The organism is Ideonella sp. (genome assembly GCF_035254525.1).
Lineage (GTDB): Bacteria > Pseudomonadota > Gammaproteobacteria > Burkholderiales > Burkholderiaceae_C > Ideonella.
Window position 1 is genome coordinate 25,034 of sequence record NZ_DATFAN010000096.1, and the last position, 18,974, is coordinate 44,007.

The 18,974-nt window shown below is 69.4% G+C and carries 17 protein-coding genes, 1 tRNA gene and 1 riboswitch; of the genes, 11 read left to right on the plus strand and 7 right to left on the minus strand.

Going from position 1 to position 18,974, the window contains the following annotated elements:
• Positions 1-26: 26 nt before the first annotated feature.
• Both VJ693_RS09255 and VJ693_RS09260 read left to right on the plus strand, forming a co-directional pair.
• Complete coding sequence (locus tag VJ693_RS09255; RefSeq protein ID WP_324153488.1) at positions 27-2,054, plus strand: M3 family metallopeptidase; 2,028 nt, start codon at positions 27-29, stop codon at positions 2,052-2,054.
• Between the two features lie 46 nt (positions 2,055-2,100).
• The gene (locus tag VJ693_RS09260; RefSeq protein WP_324153489.1) at positions 2,101-2,736 is read left to right on the plus strand and encodes a glutaredoxin family protein; all 636 of its coding nucleotides are present in this window, start codon (positions 2,101-2,103) and stop codon (positions 2,734-2,736) included.
• Here VJ693_RS09260 and VJ693_RS09265 read toward each other — a convergent pair.
• The 6 genes from VJ693_RS09265 to VJ693_RS09290 form a co-directional block, all read right to left on the minus strand.
• On the minus strand, positions 2,733-3,932 hold the full coding sequence (locus tag VJ693_RS09265) for an MFS transporter (protein ID WP_324153491.1): 1,200 nt from the start codon (positions 3,930-3,932) through the stop codon (positions 2,733-2,735). The genes VJ693_RS09260 and VJ693_RS09265 overlap by 4 nt on opposite strands.
• On the minus strand, positions 3,929-5,353 hold the full coding sequence (locus VJ693_RS09270; RefSeq protein ID WP_324153492.1) for a DNA recombination protein RmuC: 1,425 nt from the start codon (positions 5,351-5,353) through the stop codon (positions 3,929-3,931). The genes VJ693_RS09265 and VJ693_RS09270 overlap by 4 nt, the downstream gene beginning before the upstream one ends.
• Before the next feature lie 21 nt (positions 5,354-5,374).
• Positions 5,375-6,382, minus strand: coding sequence for a 2-hydroxyacid dehydrogenase (locus VJ693_RS09275; RefSeq protein WP_414652247.1), 1,008 nt, complete (start codon positions 6,380-6,382; stop codon positions 5,375-5,377).
• A 62-nt stretch (positions 6,383-6,444) separates the two neighbouring features.
• The gene (locus tag VJ693_RS09280; protein ID WP_324153495.1) at positions 6,445-7,167 is read right to left on the minus strand and encodes a nitroreductase; all 723 of its coding nucleotides are present in this window, start codon (positions 7,165-7,167) and stop codon (positions 6,445-6,447) included.
• 4 nt (positions 7,168-7,171) lie between these two features.
• Entirely contained in the window at positions 7,172-7,624 is a 453-nt protein-coding gene (locus VJ693_RS09285) for an acyl-CoA thioesterase (protein ID WP_324153496.1), read from the minus strand.
• Positions 7,621-8,583 (minus strand): histone deacetylase, encoded by a 963-nt coding sequence (locus VJ693_RS09290; protein WP_324153498.1) that lies wholly within the window; start codon positions 8,581-8,583, stop codon positions 7,621-7,623. The genes VJ693_RS09285 and VJ693_RS09290 overlap by 4 nt, the downstream gene beginning before the upstream one ends.
• Positions 8,584-8,783: 200 nt before the next feature.
• Here VJ693_RS09290 and VJ693_RS09295 point away from each other — a divergent pair, with 200 nt between their 5' ends.
• Positions 8,784-9,338 carry a phasin family protein gene (locus tag VJ693_RS09295; protein ID WP_324153533.1) on the plus strand — a complete coding sequence of 185 codons (555 nt, stop codon included), beginning with the start codon at positions 8,784-8,786 and terminating at the stop codon, positions 9,336-9,338.
• A gap of 336 nt (positions 9,339-9,674) precedes the next feature.
• Here VJ693_RS09295 and VJ693_RS09300 read toward each other — a convergent pair whose 3' ends face one another.
• Entirely contained in the window at positions 9,675-10,556 is an 882-nt protein-coding gene (locus VJ693_RS09300) for a patatin-like phospholipase family protein (protein WP_414652248.1), read from the minus strand.
• A gap of 169 nt (positions 10,557-10,725) precedes the next feature.
• On the opposite strand from VJ693_RS09300, the gene VJ693_RS09305 reads away from it, so the two are divergent.
• The 8 genes from VJ693_RS09305 (at position 10,726) to VJ693_RS09340 (ending at position 18,752) form a co-directional block, all read left to right on the plus strand.
• Positions 10,726-12,474 (plus strand): nitrite/sulfite reductase, encoded by a 1,749-nt coding sequence (locus VJ693_RS09305; protein ID WP_324153500.1) that lies wholly within the window; start codon positions 10,726-10,728, stop codon positions 12,472-12,474.
• Between the two features lie 11 nt (positions 12,475-12,485).
• Complete coding sequence (locus VJ693_RS09310; RefSeq protein ID WP_324153502.1) at positions 12,486-12,974, plus strand: DUF934 domain-containing protein; 489 nt, start codon at positions 12,486-12,488, stop codon at positions 12,972-12,974.
• Complete coding sequence (locus tag VJ693_RS09315; protein ID WP_324153504.1) at positions 12,971-13,780, plus strand: phosphoadenylyl-sulfate reductase; 810 nt, start codon at positions 12,971-12,973, stop codon at positions 13,778-13,780. Before VJ693_RS09310 ends, VJ693_RS09315 begins: the two co-directional genes overlap by 4 nt.
• 13 nt (positions 13,781-13,793) lie before the next feature.
• Positions 13,794-14,567 (plus strand): uroporphyrinogen-III C-methyltransferase, encoded by a 774-nt coding sequence (gene cobA / locus VJ693_RS09320; protein WP_324153506.1) that lies wholly within the window; start codon positions 13,794-13,796, stop codon positions 14,565-14,567.
• Between the two features lie 98 nt (positions 14,568-14,665).
• A complete protein-coding gene (gene fdxA, locus VJ693_RS09325) occupies positions 14,666-14,989 on the plus strand; it encodes a ferredoxin FdxA (RefSeq protein ID WP_324153507.1) in 324 nt (107 codons plus the stop codon).
• A gap of 138 nt (positions 14,990-15,127) precedes the next feature.
• Positions 15,128-15,230, plus strand: a riboswitch (TPP riboswitch).
• Between the two features lie 62 nt (positions 15,231-15,292).
• On the plus strand, positions 15,293-17,392 hold the full coding sequence (locus tag VJ693_RS09330; RefSeq protein WP_324153509.1) for a TonB-dependent siderophore receptor: 2,100 nt from the start codon (positions 15,293-15,295) through the stop codon (positions 17,390-17,392).
• A gap of 37 nt (positions 17,393-17,429) precedes the next feature.
• Positions 17,430-17,505: transfer RNA gene (locus VJ693_RS09335), tRNA-Asn, on the plus strand.
• Positions 17,506-17,633: 128 nt separating this feature from the next.
• Positions 17,634-18,752, plus strand: a complete 1,119-nt coding sequence (locus VJ693_RS09340) for a LacI family DNA-binding transcriptional regulator (RefSeq protein ID WP_324153511.1) — start codon at positions 17,634-17,636, stop codon at positions 18,750-18,752.
• Positions 18,753-18,974 lie beyond the last annotated feature (222 nt).

Genomic DNA, 18,974 nt, shown 5'->3' on the forward strand with positions numbered 1-18,974 from the left:
TCGACAGACCAGCCCTGGGAGACACGATGAAATCCAACCCGCTCCTGCAGTTCGACGGCCCGATGGCCTACGACACGATCCGGCCAGAGCATGTCACCCCCGCGGTCGACACGCTGCTGGCCGGCGCCAACACCGCACTCGAGCGCGTGGTCGGTCCCGAAGTGCCGGCCGAGTTCGATGCGATGTCTACCGTGCTCGCCGTCGCCACCGAGAAGCTGGCCCGGGCCTGGGGCGCCGTCAACCACTTGAACCACGTGGCCGACACGCCCGAGCTGCGTGCCGCCCATGCCGAGAACCTGGCCCGCGTGACCGAGTTCTATACCCGCCAGGGCAGTGACGAGCGGCTGTACGCGAAATACCGCGCCGTTGCCTCGAGCCCCGCCGCGGCGAGCCTGAGCGCACCGCGCCGGCAAGCCCTGGCCCACTGGCTGCGCGATTTCAAGCTCGGTGGCGCCGACCTGCAGGGCGAAGCCAAGGCCCGCTTCGCCGCTATCCAGGACCGCATGGCCGAGCTGTCGCAGGCCTACTCGAACCACGTGCTCGACGCGACCGATGCCTTTGCACACTACGCCAGCGCCGATGAACTGGCCGGCGTGCCGGCCGACGTGGTGCAAGGCATGCGCGCCGCGGCCGAGAAGGATGGCCAGGAGGGCCACAAGATCACCCTGCACTTCCCGAGCTACTTTCCGGTGCTGCAGTACGGCCGCCACCGGCCGTTGCGCGAGAAGCTGTACACGGCCTACGTGACCCGCGCGAGCGAGCTCGGCCCTGCGGAACTCGACAACTCCGCCGTCATGGCCGAGCTGCTGACCCTGCGGCAGGAGGAGGCGCAACTGCTCGGCTACGCCAACTACGCCGAGGTCTCGCTGGCCAGCAAGATGGCCCGCACCCCGGTGGAGGTCATGGCCTTCCTGCGCGACCTCGCGCAACGTGCGCGTGCCAGCGCCGAGCGCGACCTGGCCGAGCTGCGCGAATTCGCCGCACGCGAACTCGGCTTGGCCGACCTGCAGTCGTGGGACATCGCCTACGCCAGCGAGAAGCTGAAGGAGGCCCGCTACGCCTTCAGCGATCAGGAGGTCAAGGCCTACTTCCCGCTGCCGAAGGTGCTGGACGGCCTGTTCAAGATCGTCGAGACGCTGTTCGAGGTCGCCATCCGGCCGGGGCAAGCGCGGGTGTGGAACGAGTCCGTGCGCTTCTTTCGCATCGAGCGCGGCGCGAACCTGGTCGGCGAGTTCTTCCTCGATCCGCACGCGCGCCCCGGCAAGCGCCCGGGGGCGTGGATGGACGACGCGCGCGAGCGCTGGCGCCGGCCCGACGACAGCAGCCTGCAAACCCCGATCGCCCACCTCGTGTGCAACTTCGCGGCACCCGTCGGTGACAAGCCGGCGCTGCTGACGCACGACGACGTCATCACCCTCTTCCACGAATTCGGCCACGGCCTGCACCACCTGCTGACCCAGGTCGACGACCTCGGCGTCTCCGGCATTGCCGGCGTCGAGTGGGACGCGGTCGAACTGCCCAGCCAGTTCATGGAGAACTTCTGCTGGGAGTGGGATGTGCTCAAGCACCTCACCGCCCACGTCGACACCGGCGAGCCGATGCCGCGCGTGCTGTTCGACAAGATGCTCGCCGCGAAGAATTTCCAGAGCGGGCTGCAGACGCTGCGCCAGGTCGAGTTCGGCCTGTTCGACATGCGCCTGCACACCGAGGCCGATGCGCCGCAGCGCGTGCAGTCGATTGCCGCCGAGGTGCGGCAAGAGGTCGCAGTGGTCACGCCGCCGCCTTTCGCCCGCAACGCCCACACCTTCTCCCACATCTTCGCCGGCGGCTATTCGGCCGGCTACTACAGCTACAAGTGGGCCGAGGTGCTCTCGGCCGATGCCTTCAGCGCCTTCGAGGAAGAAGGCGTGCTGAGCCCGGCCACCGGCCGGCGCTACCGCAGCGAGATTCTCGAGGTCGGCGGCAGCCGCCCCGCGCTCGACAGCTTCAAGGCCTTCCGCGGCCGGGAGCCGACAATCGACGCGCTGCTGCGCCATCAAGGCATTGCCGCCTGACGACTTCGGCTAGATTCCACCCATGCACCTCGCCGCCCCGACTGCCATGACGCGAACCACCCGCCTCACCGCGCTGCTTGCCAGCGGACTTGCGCTCACCCTGGCCGCCCTGCCCGCCCATGCGGTCTACAAGGTGATCGGCCCGGATGGCAAGGTCACCTACACCGACACCCCGCCACCCGACGGCAAGGCCAAGGTCACGCCGGTCGCCGTGGGCTCGGGCGGCGGGGCACCGAACCTGAGCGGCTTGCCCGCCGAGCTGCAGCAGGCCGCCACCAAGTACCCGGTCACGCTGTACTCGACCCGCGACTGCCGCCCTTGCGACGCCGGCCGCCGCCTTCTGCAGCAGCGCGGCATCCCGTTCGCCGAGACGACGCTGGCCGCCACGAGCGCCGACCAGGCCGCCTTGCAGCAGCTCGCCGGCACCACGAACCTGCCGGTGCTGACCATCGGCCAGCAGCAGCTCAAGGGCCTGACGCCAGGCGAGTGGCACGGCTACCTCGATGCCGCCGGCTACCCGCGCGAATCCAAGCTGCCCTCCAGCTACCGCGCACCGGCGCCGACGCCAATGACCGCGGTCGCCGAGCCGGCCCCAGCCGCAGGCACCGATGCGGCGCCGGCCGCCGCCCCGGCCCCCGCAGCACCTGCCCGACCGGCCAGCGGCCCGAACATCCGCTTCTAGGCTGGCCGCGCGATCCGGCGGGCCGGCACCTGCGCCAACAGCACCAGCCCCGCCATCAGCCATAGCGGAGCTGCCGGCAGCGTGGCCGCCGCGAGCGCGCCGAAGGCGACCGGCATCACGATGGTGGCCGAGTTGGTGACCAGCATGCGCAGGCCCAGCGCCTGGCCGTGGCGGTCGTCCGGCGTCACTTGGTGCAGCATCGACAGAACCATCGGCTGCACCGACCCGAGCGCCAGCCCGAGCAGGGCCGAGCCGAGCATCATGCCGGCCGCGCCGGGCAGCCAGTAGTAGGTCGCGCAAACGGCCGTCGCCAGCGCCATCGCCCGGCGCAGCGCGCGTTTCTCGTCCAGGTGCTCGGCCCAGCGCGAGATGGCCAGGCGCACCAGGGTCGCGGCGACCGCGAACGCGCCGAGGATCAGTCCGATGCTCGAAGCGCTCAAGCTCCGCGCATGGCCCAGCACCGGCACCACGAAGCTGTGCGCGTCCCAGCACGACGACAGCGCCAGGTTCACCAGCAGCAATCGGCGCAGCGGCGCCGCGCGCAGCAGGCCGAAGGCCGAGAAGGCACCGCGCGGCCGACCCTGGCTGTCCTGTTCCAGGGAATGCGCCGGCGGCGCCGCGCGCGGCACGCGCCGGCCGAGCCACCAGGCCACGAGCGGCAGCAGCGCCGCAAAGACGAAGCCCGAGCGAAACCCCACGTGATCGATCAGCAGGCCGACGACCACCGGCGCCAATGCGTTCGACAGCGCGGGGCCGAGCGCGATCCAGCTGAAGACCCGCTTCAGGTCACTCGGCTCGCGCGCCATCAGCCCGGCCTCGCGCTGGATGCCGACCGCGGCGACCGCCACCGCGCCGCCGGTCGCCAGCGACGCGACGGCCAACGCCACCGGATGCTGGCTCAGCACGGCGACCGCCGCACCGGCTGCTCCCATCGCCACGCCCACCCCGAGGGGCCGGCGCAAGCCGTGCCGGTCGGCCAGCCGACCGGCCCACAGCGACAGCCCGATCGGCGCAACGGCGAACAGCGACAGCAGCACGCCGACGATCCACTCGGGATAACCGCGGTGCAGCACCAGCAGGCTCGCGGTGACGCGCGTGGCCGCCATGCTGGCGTGCACGCAGACCAGCGCGCCGATCACCGCCGGCAACGCGGCGCGCAATTGGGACCGAGGCGGCGGCTGCTCGGCAACGCTCACGCGTCGCCCTCGACTCCGGCGTCGTCCTCCACCGTGGTGCCGAGCAGGGCCTGGGCCGGCCCTTCGGGCAGCGCCTCCACGCCCTTGAGCTTGCGCGCCATCTGGCGGGTGCGGGTTTCGGCCAGCTCGATCTGGTTGCCGGCCTCCTCGATCTTCTTCTTGGTCCTCGCGAGCACGTCGCCGAACTTCTGGAACTCGCCCTTGACGGCCCCGAGCACCTCCCACACCTCGGCACTGCGCTTCTCGAGCGCCAGCGTGCGAAAGCCCATCTGCAGGCTGCTCAGCGTGGCCAGCAGCGTGGTCGGGCCGGCCAGCGTGATGCGGTGCTCCCGCTGCAGGCTCTCGACCAGCCCGGGTCGGCGCAGCGCCTCGGCATACAGGCCCTCGGTGGGCACGAAAAGGATGCCGAAGTCGGTCGTGTGCGGGGCCGCGATGTATTTCTCGCGGATCGTCCTGGCCTCCTGCCGCAGACGCGACTCGATCGCCTTCGCGGCAGCCTCGGCAGCCACCGGGTCGGCCTGATCCTGCGCGGTCAGCAAGCGCTCGTAGTCCTCGCGCGGAAACTTTGCGTCGATCGGCAGCCACAGCGGCGCGCCGTCGTCGCGCCGGCCCGGCAGGCGGATCGCGAACTCGACCCGTGCCCCGCTGCCCGGCACGGTCTCGACGTTGGCGCCGTACTGCTCAGGCGTGAACACCTGTTCCAGCAGGCCGGCCAGCTGCACCTCGCCGAACACGCCGCGCGTCTTCACGTTGGTCAGCACGCGGTTGAGCGAGCCGACGTCGCGCGCCAAGGCCTGCATGTCGCCCAACCCCCGGTGCACCAGCTCAAGCCGCTCGGCCACCTGCTTGAAGCTCTCGCCCAGGCGCTGCTCCAGCGTCGCGTGCAACTTCTCGTCGACGGTGGCGCGCATCTGCTCGAGCTTCTTCTCATTGCCCTCCTGCAGCGTCGACAGCTTGTTCTCCACCGTCTGCCGCACCTCGGCCAGCCGGCGCTCGTTGGCATCCGACAAGGCCTTGAGCTGCTCGCTCTGGCTGTCGGCGAAACGCTTGAGCGCCAGGTCCTGCGCCTCGCGCCCTTGCAGATGCGCCTGCGCGAGTTGCTGCTGCATCGCGCCGAGCTGGACACGGAAGCTGTCGATCTGCTCGTTCTGGGTGCGGGCCACGTCGCCCGATTGCGCCAGCAGCGCCTGCTGGAACAGCGACAGGCCCTGGCTCAATTCAGCGCGGGTCGCGCTTGCACTGGCCTGCACCTCGCTGCGCAGCCCGCGCTCAAGCCGTTCGCTCTCCTGGCGCTGCTGCTGCACGAGTTCTTCGAGCCTGGGGCCCAGGCCATTCGAGGCGGGCCGGCGCAAGGCCAGCCACAACACGAGAGCGAAATTCAGCGCGAGCAGCGCGATCGTCAGCCAGTCAGCAAGCGTCATCGACGCATTGTGGCAGCGCCCTCAGCGGCGAGATGCTGCGGCCTGGGGGTTCAACGGCGTCGGCGGCGTGCCGCCCGTCAAGGCGGCGATCAGGTTGGTGGCGGCCAGGTTGGCCATCGCGCGCCGCGTGGGCAGGCTGGCGCTGGCGATGTGCGGCGTCAACACGACGTTCGGCACCTGCAGCAGGGCCGGGTGGACGCTGGGCTCGCCCTCGAACACGTCCAGCCCGGCGGCGGCGACGCGCCGCTCGCGCAGCGCCTCGGCCAGCGCCGCGTCGTCGACCACACCGCCGCGGGCGATGTTGGTCAGCGTGGCCGTCGGCTTCATCAGCGCCAGTTCGGCCGCACCGACCAGGTGGTGCGTCTCGGGCGTGTAGGGCACGACGATGATCAGGTGGTCGGCCTCGCGCAGCAGATCGGTCAGGCCGAGGTAGCGCGCACCGACGGCCGCCTCGTCGGCGGCGGGCAGCCGGCTGCGGTTGTGGTAGGCCACCTTCATGCCGAAACCCAGCGCGCCGCGGCGGGCAATGGCCTGTCCGATGCGGCCCATGCCGAGGATGCCGAGCGTCGCGCCATGCACATCGCTGCCGGCGAAGAGGTCGACCGTCCAGTGCGTCCACTTGCCCGCGCGCAACCAGTGTTCGCCCTCGGCGATGCGGCGCGCGGTGGCCATCATCAGCGCAAAGCCGAAGTCGGCGGTGGTCTCGGTCAGCACGCCCGGCGCGTTCGTGGCCAGCACGCCGTGCGCGGTGCAGGCCGGCACGTCGATGTTGTTGAAACCGACTGCCATGCTGCACACGGCCCGCAGGCCCGGGCAGGCATCGAGCAGTGCCGCGTCGATGCGCTCGGTACCGGCGATCAGCGCGCCGGCACATCCCTGCAGGCGCGCTGCCAGCACGTCCGGCTCTGCGGGCTCGTCGGACTCGCGGTAGTCGACATCGAAGTGCGCGCCCAGGCGCTCCACCACCTCAGGAAACAGCCGGCGCGCCACCAGGACGCGAAGTCGTTCATCTGCTGCCATGTCTGCCATGCTCCTCTCATCAAGACGCCGACTGCGTGGACGGCGCGCCACCTGCGTCGCCGCCGCCCCGTTCAGCCGTGGAAGCGGGCGAACGCGGCCACCGGCGCGCGCTCGGTGACCAACTGGTTCTCTGCCGCATCCGGATCGGCGTGGCCCAGCGCCATGCCACAGACCACCATCTCGTCGGGCAGCAGGCCGAGCTCGGCGGCGATCACGCGATGGAACTGCGTGAAGGCCGCCTGCGGGCAAGTGTCCAGCCCTCGGGCCCGGGCGGCGACCATCACGTTCTGCAGGAACATGCCGTAGTCGAGCCAACTTCCCTGCCGCATGATGCGGTCGATCGTGAAGATCAGGCCGACGGGCGCGTCGAAGAACTCGTAATTGCGGCCATGCTGCGCGTGCATGCGCTGCTTGTCGGCCTTGCCGATGCCGAGCAGGCCGTACAGATCCCAGCCGACCTTGCGCCGCCGATCGATGTAGGGCGAACGCCATTCCGTCGGGTAGTAGGCGTACTCCTCGCTATGCTGGGCACGCTCCTCGGGGTCGTCGTAGGCGGCGCGGATGCGCCCCGACAGGCGTGCACGCGCCTCGCCCGTCAGCACATGCACCCGCCAGGGCTGGACGTTCGTGCCGGAGGGCGCGCGCGCCGCCACCGCGAGGATCTGCTCGATCTGCTCGCGCGGCACCGGGGTGGGCAGGAAGGCGCGAATCGAGCGGCGGCTCGTGATCGCGGCATCGACCGCGGCGATCGATTCGGGCGTGATTGGCGGTATTGGCGGCAGTGTGGGCGACATGGCTTCAGCCTCGCAGCGGTTCGAGCGCCGCCAGCAATGCGGCCGGCAGGGCCGCGGGCCGGCGCGTGGCGCGATCGACGTAGACATGGACGAAATGACCGGCGGCCGCGCACAGCGGCTCCCCGGCCGCGAACAAGCCGACCTCGTAGCGCACGCTCGATCGGCCGACGTGGGCCACGCGCAGTCCGGCGTCGACCGCCTGCGGGTAGGTCAGCGACGAAAAGTAGTTGCACTGCGTCTCGATGACCAGGCCGATCACCGGGCTGGTTTCGATCTGCAGCGCGCCGGCGTCGATCAGGTGGCCGTTGACGGCCGTGTCGAAGAAGCTGTAGTAGACGACGTTGTTGACGTGGCCGTAGACGTCGTTGTCCATCCAGCGCGTGCCGATCGAGCGGAACACGCGGTAGGCGCTGCGTGGTGCGGGTTGCGGGCGCGAAGCGCCGGGGGCTGGGCTCATACCGGCGATTGTTCCATCGCTGCGGGCTGGTGCCGCTGCCACGCCTGCCAGCTTTCGGCAGCCAGCGACAAGGTGCGGGCCTGGATGGCCACCGTCTCCTGGATGTCGCGCCCATAACCGCCGGCCATCGACAGCGCAACCGGCAGCCCGCGTTCGCGCAACGCAGCCAGCACCCGGCGATCGCGCTCGGCCAGGCCCGAGGCGCTGAGCTTCAGGCGGCCGAGGCGGTCGTTCTCGTGCGGGTCGGCGCCGGCGAGATAGAAGACCAGGCCCGGCAGCAGACCACCGTGCCGGCGCCAGACCTCCGCCAGCGCGTTGTCGAGCGCAGCCAGGTAGTCGCCGTCGCCGCAGCCGTCAGGCAGTTCCACGTCGAGGTCGCTCGCGGCCTTGCGGAACGGGAAGTTGCGCTCGCCGTGCATCGAGAAGGTGAACACGGTCGGGTCGTCGGCAAAGATGGCGGCGGTGCCGTTGCCCTGGTGCACGTCGAGGTCGACCACCAGCACGCGCAGCAAGGCCCGGTGCGAACGGTGCCACTCGGCCTGCATCAGGCGGGCGGCCACCGCCACATCGTTGAAGACGCAGTAGCCCGAGCCTTTGTCGGCGCTCGCGTGGTGGGTGCCGCCGGCCAGGTTGGCCGATACGCCCTCGGCCAGTGCCGTGCGGGCAGCAGCGATCGTCGCGCCCACCGAGCGACGCGCCCGCTCGGCCATGCGCGGTGTCCAGGGAAACCCGATCTCGCGCTGCGCCGCCGGGCTCAGCAGCCCTTCGGCCACCGCGCTCACGTAGACCGGCTCATGCGCCAGCGCGAGCTCGCCGTCGGTCGCCGCGGGTGCCTCCTCCAGCCGGATGTCGGGCAACTCGGCCGCCACCCGCTCGCGCAGCAGCCGGTACTTCGGCATCGGAAAGCGGTGGCCGTCGGGCAACGGCAGCACGAAATGGTCCGAGGTGTAGGCGCGCATGGTCGAGCCCGGCCAATGTGCCACAGCGAGCCGTCTCCAGGCCCTTCTAGGCGCTTCGGCCTAGATTGCTGCACTGCAACAAATACCGCTTGCAAACCTCGGTAAGAACCCTATACTTCGAGCCATGTTGCAGCGCACCATAAGTTGTGGAAGGGCTGCAGTGTCCCCGCCCCCTGTCTTTGACTCCCCAGGAGATGCATATGCTGACCGCTGAACAACTGATCGCCGCCCAGAAGGCCAACGTCGAAACCCTGTTCGACCTGACCAACAAGGCTTTCGAAGGCGTCGAAAAGCTCGTCGAACTGAACCTCCAAGTCGCCAAGGCTTCGCTCGGCGAAGTCGCCGAAACCGCCAAGGCCACGCTGTCGGTCAAGGACGCGCAAGAACTGCTGTCGCTGCAAGCGGGTCTGCTGCAGCCGGCAGCCGAGAAGGCCGCCGCCTACAGCCGCCACCTGTACGACATCGCCGCCTCGACCAATGCCGAAGTGACCAAGGTCGCTGAAGTGCAACTGGCCGATGCCCAGAAGCAGTTCATGGCCAGCGTCGACAGCGCCGTCAAGAACGCCCCGGCCGGCACCGAAAGCGCCGTCGCGCTGGTGAAGTCGGCCATCTCGGCCGCCAACAACGCCTACGAAAGCGCCCACAAGGCTGCCAAGCAGGCTGCTGAAGTCGCCGAAGCGAACTTTCAGGCCGTGACCAGCACCGCCGTCAAGGCGAGCCAGGCGGCCCCCAAGGCTGCTCGCCGCGCCGCCTGAACCTTTGCCCCCACGCCCCCTACCGGGGGCTGCCCCCCGGAGGGGGCCCGCGCAGCGGACCGGCAAGGCCGGATCCGCGCACGCCACTTGTAGGCGGCGGCTCCTGCGGAGCGCCGCCCCCTGACGACAGAGCCGTGCCGAGGACGCACGCGGCGGCTGTCCACGCCGACGGAACTTCCGTCGCGTACCGGTTGTCTCTAAAGAGGCCACGCGTTCCTGAGTTGCGTGGCCTTCATGGAAGGTTGTCTCCTCGGTACCTCTTGAAAGACTGGCTTTCCAGGTACCTTCAAGCCCGGCCCGTCCTCGCGGATGGCCGGGTTCTTTTCTTTCAGGGCATCAGCGGGTCAGCACCGTCACGCGCTGGCGCAACTGTGGCAGCGTGGCCAGTGCGGCCTCGCGGCCGGCCTGGATGGCCTTCACCCGCGCGGTGAAATCGGCGCTCGACACGCCCGCCAGCACCGGGCGCATCACGACGTCGGCGTCTTTCAGTTCCAGCCGGTTGATGCTGCGGCCCATGATCGCGAAGGTCTGCAGCAGCATGTGCAGCGCGTCCCCCGTTCCATTGCCATCCGGCGGCGACGATATGTCCACCGCGATCACCAGCTCGGCCCCCATTTGCCGGGCAAAGCGCACCGGCACCGGGGAGACCAGGCCCCCGTCGACATATTCCCGCGCACCGATCTTCACCGGCTGGAACACCGCCGGCACCGCGCTGGAGGCGCGCACCGCCACGCCCGCGTCACCGCGCTGGAACAGGATCGGTTGGCCATCGGCCAGGTCGGTCGCGACGATGCCCAGCGGCAGCTTCATCTGCTCGATCGTCAATCCACCGGTCTGCGCGCGCACATAGCGCGCCAGCGCCTCGCCGCGGATCAGCCCGCGGCTGGGGAAAGACCAGTCGGTCAGGCCCGATTCATCCATCGTCTGCGCCAGCGAGCCCATCTCCACGCCGCTCTTGCCGGAGGCGTACAACGCCGCCACCAGGCTGCCGGCCGAGGTCCCGACCACCAGGTCGGGCCGGATGCCCTGCTCCTCCAGCACCTGGATCACGCCGATGTGGGCGAAGCCGCGCGCCGCGCCGCCACCCAGCGCCAGCCCGATGCGCGGTGGCCTCGGCAGCGCGGGGGGCGGCGAAGGGGGCGTGATGGGTGGCTCGACCACCCTGGGCGGCGGGGGTGCGACGCTCTGGCAGGCCGCCAGTGACGCGCCGAGGGCCATGGCGGAGAACAGCTTCAGACACAAGCGCCGGCTCGATTCGGACGAAGCCTCGCTCGTCTTATATTCAGTTGGAATATTCAAGTGAATTTTGTGTTCTTTTCAAGAATATAACGAATCCGTAGAGTCGCCTCGAAGCCACTTTTGGGGTGGCGCTGCCTGCGCTTCATCCATGTACCAATACACCTCTTTCGACCGCCAGTTCGTGCATCAACGGGCCGCGCAGTTCCGCGACCAACTTGAGCGCAACCTGGCCGGCGAGCTCGCCGACGACGATTTCCGCCCGCTGCGCCTGCAGAACGGCTGGTACATCCAGCGTCACGCGCCGATGCTCCGGGTGGCCATCCCTTACGGCGAATTGTCGTCGCGCCAGCTGCGTCAGGCCGCGCGCATCGCGCGTGAACTCGATCGCGGTTTCGGCCATTTCACGACACGCCAGAACCTGCAGTACAACTGGATCCCGCTGCCCAAGTCCGCCGACGCGATGGACCTGCTGGCCGAGGTCGACATGCACGGCATCCAGACCTCGGGCAACTGCATCCGCAACATCACGAGCGACGTGTACGCGGGCATCGCGCCCGACGAGATCGTCGACCCGCGCCCCTACTGCGAGATCCTGCGCCAGTGGAGCACCCTGCACCCCGAATTCGCCTTCCTGCCGCGCAAGTTCAAGATCGCCGTCAGCGGCAGCCTGGAAGACCGCGCGGCCATCGCCTGGCATGACGTCGGCCTGCAACTGCTGAAGAACGAGGCCGGCGAGGTCGGCTTCAAGGTGCTGGTCGGTGGCGGCATGGGCCGCACGCCGGTCATCGGCACGGTGGTCAACGAGTTCGTGCGCTGGCAGCAGATCCTCGTCTACCTCGAGGCGATCGTGCGGGTCTACAACCGCTTCGGCCGGCGCGACAACCTCTACAAGGCGCGCATCAAGATCCTCGTCAAGGCCGAGGGCCAGAAATTCATCGACGCTGTCAACACCGAGTTCGCGAAGATCCTCGAGCATGACGTGGACGGCCGCGAGCACATCATCCCGGTCTCCGAGCTGGAGCGGGTGTCGCGCCACTTCGAAACGCCCGCCGGCGTGCGCCCGGCCACCACCGGCTTCGACCCGAACCGCACCGGCCCGGCGCCAGCGGCCTTCGTGCGCTGGCTCGAGCGCAACGTGCGTGGCCACCGCGTGCCGGGCTACCGCGCCGTGACGCTGTCGCTCAAGCGCCCCGGCCAGGCTCCGGGCGACGTGACGGCCAGCCAGATGGAAGCCGCCGCGACCATCGCCGACCGCTACTCGCTCGGCGAGCTGCGCGTGTCGCACGAGCAAAACCTGATGCTGCCCTGGGTGCGCGAGGCCGACCTGTTCTCGGTCTGGCACGCCGCCAAGGACGCCGGCTTCGCCACGCCCAACATCGGCCTGCTGACCGACCTGATCGCCTGCCCCGGCGGCGATTTCTGCGCGCTGGCCAATGCCCGCTCGATCCCGGTCGCGGCCAGCATCACCGAGCGCTTCGACGACCTCGACGCGCTGTACGACATCGGCGACATCGACCTGCACATCAGCGGCTGCATGAACTCCTGCGGCCACCACCATACCGGCCACATCGGCATCCTCGGCGTCGACAAGGACGGCAGCGAGTGGTACCAGGTCTCGGTGGCCGGCTCCGACGGCACCACGCTGAGCGGCGCGTCGGTGCCCGGCAAGGTCATCGGCCCGTCGTTCTCGGCCGACGAGGTGCCCGACGTCGTCGAGGCGCTGATCGACACCTACCTGCGCCAGCGTGCCGTCGGCGAGCGTTTCATCGACACCGCGCGCCGCCTCGGCGTGGCGCCCTTCCGTACCGCGGCCGATGCGGTGCGGCGTGACACCGCCGCCCCGGCAACCGCGGCCGCCAAGGCGGCGCCCGTGGCTGAACCTGCGGAGGCCCTGTGAGCCGAGCCAACATGAAGTTTGTCCAGCCCGCCCAAGACCCGTGGCGCGCACCGGTCGGTGAGTTCGGCCCGCTGCCGATCCCGCCGGTGGCCGCGCACAGCCTGTTGACACTGGAGCAGTGGCAAGCCGTGCGCGAGACCTGGCCGGCCGAGCTGCCGGTGGGCATCACGCTGCCCAACACGGCCGACGTCGAAGAGCTGGCCGGCGAGTTGTCGCGCTTCGCGCTCGTCGCGCTGCACTTCCCGAAGTGGGTCGACGGCCGTGCCTACAGCCAGGCCCATGTGCTGCGCGCGCGCCTGCGCTACGCCGGCGAGGTGCGCGCCACTGGCGACGTCGTTGTCGACATGCTGCCGCTGCTGGCACGCACCGGCTTCGATGCCGTGCAGCTGCGCGATGGCCAGAGCGAAGCCAGCGCCCGCCGCGCACTGACCCACGTCACCGAGCATTACCAGGGCGACGTCGTCCGGACACGTCCGCTGTTTTCGAGGGTTCCCGCATGACTGCCGCCGTTTCATCCCTGCTGCCGCTGCCCAGCACGGCGCCGGCCGCCGCGTCCAGCGCGATTTCGCTCTATGCCCGCTACACCGAGGGCTTCGAGGAGCGTGTCGAGGCGACGATCGCCCAACTGCGCCAGGCGGCGCTCGATCACCCGGGCTCGATCGTGCAGGCCACGAGCCTCGGCGCCGAGGACATGGTGCTGACCGACCTGATCGCCCGGCTCGGCCTGCCGATCGCCGTCGGCACGCTGCAGACCGGCAAGCTGCACGCCGAGACCCTGGCGCTGATCCCGGCGATCGAGCAGCGTTACGGGCTGAAGGTCGAGGTCTACAGCCCGCGCGAAGAAGCCGTGGTGCATTTCGTGCGCCGCCACGGCGAGGAGGCGATGTACGAGAGCATCGAATTGCGCAAGGGCTGCTGCCAGATCCGCAAGCTCGAGCCGCTCGGGCGTATGCTGGAGGGCCGCGCGGCCTGGGTCACCGGCCTGCGCCGCGAGCAATCGGCCAACCGCGGCAGCGTGCCGCTGCGCGAGGTCGAAGCGAATGGCCGGGTCAAGTTCAACCCGCTGGCCGATTGGACCTGGAACGACATCTGGCACTACATCGCCACCCACGACGTGCCCTACAACGCGCTGCACGACCAGTTCATGCCCAGCATCGGCTGCGCTCCCTGCACCCGCGCGATTGCGGTGGGTGAGGAATTCCGCGCCGGCCGCTGGTGGTGGGAAGACGAGAAGGCCAAGGAATGCGGCCTGCACGTCGCCCAGCCGAGCCCGCGCGGCACGCAGGACGAGGCGGTCGCCGCCTGAAGAAAGAGGCCCATTGAGCGCCGGCCACGTCATCTTCATCGGAGCCGGACCCGGCGCAGCCGACCTGATCACCTTGCGTGGCGCGCGTGCGCTCGGCCGCGCGACCGTCGTGCTGTTCGACGCCTTGACCGACCCGGCGCTGCGCGAGTACGCGCCGGCCGCCGAGTGGGTCGATGTCGGCAAGCGGGGCTTTTCCGCCTCGACCTCGCAGGACCGCATCAACGCCCTGCTGGTCGAGCACGCACAGGGTGGTGCGATCGTCGCCCGGCTCAAGGGTGGTGACCCTAGCGTCTTCGGCCGTCTCGAAGAAGAGATGCTCGCGCTGGCCGAGGCCGGCATCGGCTGGGAGGTCATCCCCGGCGTCACCTCCGCGCTGGCAGCAGCCGCAGCGTCCGGCCGGCCGCTCACCCGGCGCGGCAACGGGCGCAGCGTGTCGCTCACCACCGCGATGACACAGAAGCGCGAGCTGCACGCCGGCCGTCGTGCCGACACCGAGGTCTTCTACATGGCCGGCCAGCAGCTTCCCACCTTGTCGCGCTGCCTGCTCGACGCCGGCTGGCCAGCCGAGACGCCCGTCTGCGTGGTCTCGCGCGCAGGCTGGCCCGACCAGCTGGTCAGCGAGCACGATGTCGGCACCCTGGCCACTGCGTGTGTGATGCACGCCGGCCGGCCCGCCGTCGTCACGGTTGGCGTCGGCGCAGGCCCGGTGGCCGCCGAAGGTGCACTGCCCGACACCGATGCCCACCTGCTTGAGGGTCATCAAGCCAGTACCGTTCCCAGGCCCTAAAATCACATGCTTTGCTGCCGGCGTACCGATGCGCCCGCAGCCCGCGCCTTCGCAACGAAGCGCCCGCCCCTTCATTCCAACTCCACCGCCCGAGTCCCATGACCCACGTCGTCACTGAAGCCTGCATCCGCTGCAAGTACACCGACTGCGTCGACGTCTGCCCTGTCGACTGCTTCCGCGAAGGCCCGAACTTCCTGGCCATCGACCCCGACGAGTGCATCGACTGCGCGGTGTGCATCCCCGAGTGCCCGGTCAACGCGATCCTGCCCGAGGAAGACGTGCCGGCCGACCAGCAGAAGTACATCGCGCTCAACGCCGAGCTCGCCAAGGGCTGGCCGAGCATCACCAAGCGCAAGCCGGCGCTGCCCGATGCCGACGAGTGGAAAGACCGCAAGGACAAGCTGGATCAGTTGATTCGCTGACCGCGCCGACCACCGCGATCCGTCATCGCGACCGACCCGCCCCGGCGGCACCGCGGCGGGTCTTTCTTTGCCCGCATCTCGTTCCATCCGCCGTTCGTGGCGGATAATTCCGCCCGCTGCAGCGCCACCGCGCGGCAGCACCTTCGCTAGGGGTGTCGGGCCGGTACGCCGGCCTGACTGAGACAGTCCCTTTGAACCTGATTGAGGTAATCCTCGCGCAGGGAAGCAGATCCGACGGCAGCATGCGCTCGCATGCCCAGCCCAGCACGACTTGCCGACCTGCCATCGACTTCGTAGTCCAAGATGGCATCGCTGACCCACCACACCCGTTTTCCCCTTCATGCGCTCGCGTTGGCGGCGCTGCAGGCCGCCTGTGCCGTGCAGGCGGCCGAGCAGGTCACGATCACCGGGCGGCTCGAGCCGGCGCCGGCCAGCGTGGCCGGCTTCGGCGACTTCCCGCTTTCCAGGTCGCCCTTCCAGGCCGTGACGCTGAGTGCATCGACATTGGCTGACGCCGGCGCCCGCTCGATCGCCGACGTCACCCACCTCGATGCCAGCATCGCCGACGCATACAACGCACCCGGCTACTGGAGCACGCTGACCATCCGCGGCTTCCCGCTCGACATCAACCACAACGTCCAGCGCGACGGCCTGCCGATCAGCGCCGAGACCGCGATCGCGCTCGAGAACAAGGAGCGCATCGAGGTGCTCAAGGGCACCAGTGGCGCGCAGGCCGGCACCAGCGCCCCGGGCGGCTTGGCCAACCTGGTCGTCAAGCGACCGCGCGGAGTCGACCAGTCGACTGTGTTGCTCGGCTGGTCCGAGCGCGGCAACTGGAAGGCGGCGGCCGACCTCGAGCGGCGCCTCGGTGACGGCGATGCGCTCGGTGTGCGCCTGAATGCCGCCGTCGAATCACTCGACCCGGTGATTCGCCACTCGAAGGGCGACCGCCAGATGCTTGCACTGGCCGGCAGCGCGCGCCCCATCCCGGGCCGCCGGATCGACGCCGAGATCGAGCTCAGCCACCAGTCGCAGCCCAGCATGCCGGGCTTCAGCATGCTCGGCGACCGCGTACCTTCCGCGCGCGAGATCGACCCGCGCACCAACCTCAACAACCAGGCATGGTCGCTGCCCGTGGTCTTCGACGGCACCACCGCGAGCGTGCGCTGGACCGAAAGCCTGGGCGACGACTGGCAAGTCGTGGCTCATGCGATGAGCCAGCAGTTGCGCACCGACGACCGCATCGCCTTCCCCTTCGGCTGCAGCGCCGAAGGCAACTACGACCGCTACTGCAGCGACGGCAGCTTCGACCTCTACGACTACCGCAGCGAAGGCGAACGCCGCGACACCTTCGCCGGCGCGCTGAGGCTGGAGGGTCGCGCGCGCTGGGCCGGCATGCTGCACGAGCTGTCGACCGGCCTGACCTTGAACGACTTCCGCCTGCACGGCAACACCCAGGCCTACAACTGGGCCGGCACCGGCCTGATCGACGGCAGCGCTCAGGTCAGCCCGGCTCCGACGCCGACCTACACCACCGACGGCCGCCACGAGCGCAGCACGGAGCTTCACCTGCGCGACCACGTCGAGCTCAGCACCGACACCGGCCTGTGGCTGGGCATGCGACACACGCAACTCGAACGCGGCTACGACCAGTCGTTCACCACGCCATGGCTGGCCCTGAGCCATCAGGTGAACGACGCCTGGATGGTGTATGGCAGCTGGGGCGAAGGCATCGAAAGCGAGGTGGTGCCCAGCCTGCCGATGTACACGAACGCGGGCACGGTCCTGCCGGCGCTGCGCAGCAAGCAGGCCGAACTGGGCCTCAAGTTCAACGACAGGGACTGGGGCATCAACCTCACCGCCTTCGACATTCGTCGCCCGACGAGCGCGAGTACCGGCGCGTGCGATGGAAGCGACGGAAGCTGCACCCTGCGCATCGACGGCGACGCTCATCATCGCGGCATCGAGGCCAGCGCCGATGCCCGCTGGGGCGCCTTCGGCCTGCAAGGCAGTGCGATGTGGCTGCGAGCCCGCCGCGAAGGTGCGACCGATCCGGCCAGCAACGGCCTGACTCCGGTCAACGTCGCCGAGCGCAGCGCCCGCCTGCTGGCGAGCTGGCAGGTGGCCACGGTGCCGGGCCTGACCACGCAGGCCAGCCTGAGCTACGAGGGACCGCGCTTCGTGTTGCCCGACGACACAGCGCGCGTCCCCGGCTGGACCACGGTGGGGCTGGCGGCGCGCTACGCCACGCGCGCCTATGGTCACGAGTGGCTGGCACGCCTCGGGGTCGACAACCTGTTCGACCGCCGCGCCTGGCGCGAGAGCCCCTACCAGTTCGAGCACGTCTACCTCTACCCGCTGGAGCCGCGCACCTTCCGCGCCTCTTTGCAGGTGGGCTTGTAGAGCGTCCAAAATTCTGTCTATAATCTGAGGCTTCACTTCCCCGATAGCTCAGTTGGTAGAGCGCCGGACTGTTAATCCGTAGGTCCCTGGTTCGAGCCCAGGTCGGGGAGCCAAAATTCGAGGGGTTACGTGCGAACGTAACCCCTTTGTCTTTGGCGCTCGCGGTAGCGGTGGATCGCCTGCGAGAGGAAGTAGTGGACGCGTCGCGCCGCCCGAGGCGTTCCGCCTACGCTGAACACCCGTGTCGACTTCGAAGCCGAAACCACCTGCCACGACACCCACGAAGATCCGTCGCCGCAGCGACGCGCCGACGCTTCTCGACGTCGCGCACGCGGCAGGCGTATCGGAAATGGCGGCCTCGTCCGCGCTCAACGGTGGTCGTCGAGGCTCGGCGCGCGTGTCGGCCGAGACGCGCGAGCGCGTGCTGGCCGCGGTGCAGCGGCTAGGTTACCGGCCCAACGCCACTGCGCGCGCGCTCGCGAACCAGCGCACGAATGCGATTGGCTTCGTCGCCAACTTCCTGGGCGAAGAGCCGAACCTGTACTTCCTTGAAGTGTTCAGTGGCGTCATTCAGGGCGCCACTGCCGCCGGCCAGACGACGGCCGTCTTCACGCTGAACGACTGGGACGAGGCGCCGGCCCGCATCCCGGCCTTTTGCGACGGCCGCGTCGACGGCCTGATCTTGCTCGGCCCGCGTCTGCAGGATGACGGCTCGGCGTGGTTGCCGCAGCACATGCCGCTGGTGTCAGTGCAAGCGGACCGTTCGGTGAGCGGAGCTGTGAACGTCGAATCGGACGACGAGGCCGGCGCCTACGAGATGGTGCGCCAGCTGCTCGCGATGGGGCATCGCCGCATCCTGCACGTGGCAGGACCGCCCGGCTTTTCGGGGGCGAACCGGCGCCTCGAAGGCTACCTGCGGGCTCACGCTGAAGCCGGCGTGAAGCCTGCTCCGGGCCACGTGGTTCGCGCGCCGCTCACCCTCGAGGGCGGCCGCGAAGCGATGCAGGAGTGGCTGCTGCGCCACCGTGGCCGGCCGCTGCCCGAGGCGGTGTTCGGATGCAACGATGCCATCGCCTTCGGCTGCATCGAGACCTTGCGCGGGCGTGGGCTTCGCGTGCCGGAGGACGTCTCGGTCGTCGGCTACGACCATACCTTGATGGCCCGCTGGATGCACATGGCGACGGTGCGCCAACCGCTGCACGAGATCGGGCGGCGGGCCGCCGAAGTGCTGGTACAGCGCATCGAGGCATTCCGCCGGGGTGAGCCGTACCTCGGGCCGCTCAACATCGTCTTGCCAACCGAGATCGTCCCCGGCGCGACGATGGCCGAACCACGGCGAACGCGGCTGACCATCACCTGACTTCGTGCGGCCCCGGGGTCGGGCGCCGGTCGTCGCGGTCGACCCACGAATAGGTGTTTTCCTTGACCAATTTATTCGACAGTCGAACTATTATTCCGCCTCATTGATTTAGCGCTATATCCGGCGGACCTGCGGCACGGCCACGGCGTGCTGCCCGGCAACTGAACATCAGCTTCTCCACAACGCTCGTGTCCGGAGGAGACAACCGGCCGAGCCCTTCGT

Excerpts from the sequence above, each read along its gene's own strand:
- VJ693_RS09280 (WP_324153495.1), bottom strand. The coding sequence starts at position 7,167 with ATGTCGCCCACACTGCCGCCAATACCGCCAATCACGCCCGAATCGATC.
- VJ693_RS09270 (WP_324153492.1), bottom strand. The coding sequence starts at position 5,353 with ATGACGCTTGCTGACTGGCTGACGATCGCGCTGCTCGCGCTGAATTTC.
- VJ693_RS09305 (WP_324153500.1), top strand. The coding sequence starts at position 10,726 with ATGTACCAATACACCTCTTTCGACCGCCAGTTCGTGCATCAACGGGCC.
- VJ693_RS09285 (WP_324153496.1), bottom strand. The coding sequence starts at position 7,624 with ATGAGCCCAGCCCCCGGCGCTTCGCGCCCGCAACCCGCACCACGCAGC.
- VJ693_RS09260 (WP_324153489.1), top strand. The coding sequence starts at position 2,101 with ATGACGCGAACCACCCGCCTCACCGCGCTGCTTGCCAGCGGACTTGCG.
- VJ693_RS09255 (WP_324153488.1), top strand. The coding sequence starts at position 27 with ATGAAATCCAACCCGCTCCTGCAGTTCGACGGCCCGATGGCCTACGAC.
- VJ693_RS09300 (WP_414652248.1), bottom strand. The coding sequence starts at position 10,556 with ATGGCCCTCGGCGCGTCACTGGCGGCCTGCCAGAGCGTCGCACCCCCG.
- VJ693_RS09275 (WP_414652247.1), bottom strand. The coding sequence starts at position 6,382 with ATGGCAGACATGGCAGCAGATGAACGACTTCGCGTCCTGGTGGCGCGC.
- VJ693_RS09330 (WP_324153509.1), top strand. The coding sequence starts at position 15,293 with ATGGCATCGCTGACCCACCACACCCGTTTTCCCCTTCATGCGCTCGCG.
- VJ693_RS09315 (WP_324153504.1), top strand. The coding sequence starts at position 12,971 with ATGACTGCCGCCGTTTCATCCCTGCTGCCGCTGCCCAGCACGGCGCCG.
- VJ693_RS09310 (WP_324153502.1), top strand. The coding sequence starts at position 12,486 with ATGAAGTTTGTCCAGCCCGCCCAAGACCCGTGGCGCGCACCGGTCGGT.
- VJ693_RS09290 (WP_324153498.1), bottom strand. The coding sequence starts at position 8,583 with ATGCGCGCCTACACCTCGGACCATTTCGTGCTGCCGTTGCCCGACGGC.
- fdxA (WP_324153507.1), top strand. The coding sequence starts at position 14,666 with ATGACCCACGTCGTCACTGAAGCCTGCATCCGCTGCAAGTACACCGAC.
- VJ693_RS09295 (WP_324153533.1), top strand. The coding sequence starts at position 8,784 with ATGCTGACCGCTGAACAACTGATCGCCGCCCAGAAGGCCAACGTCGAA.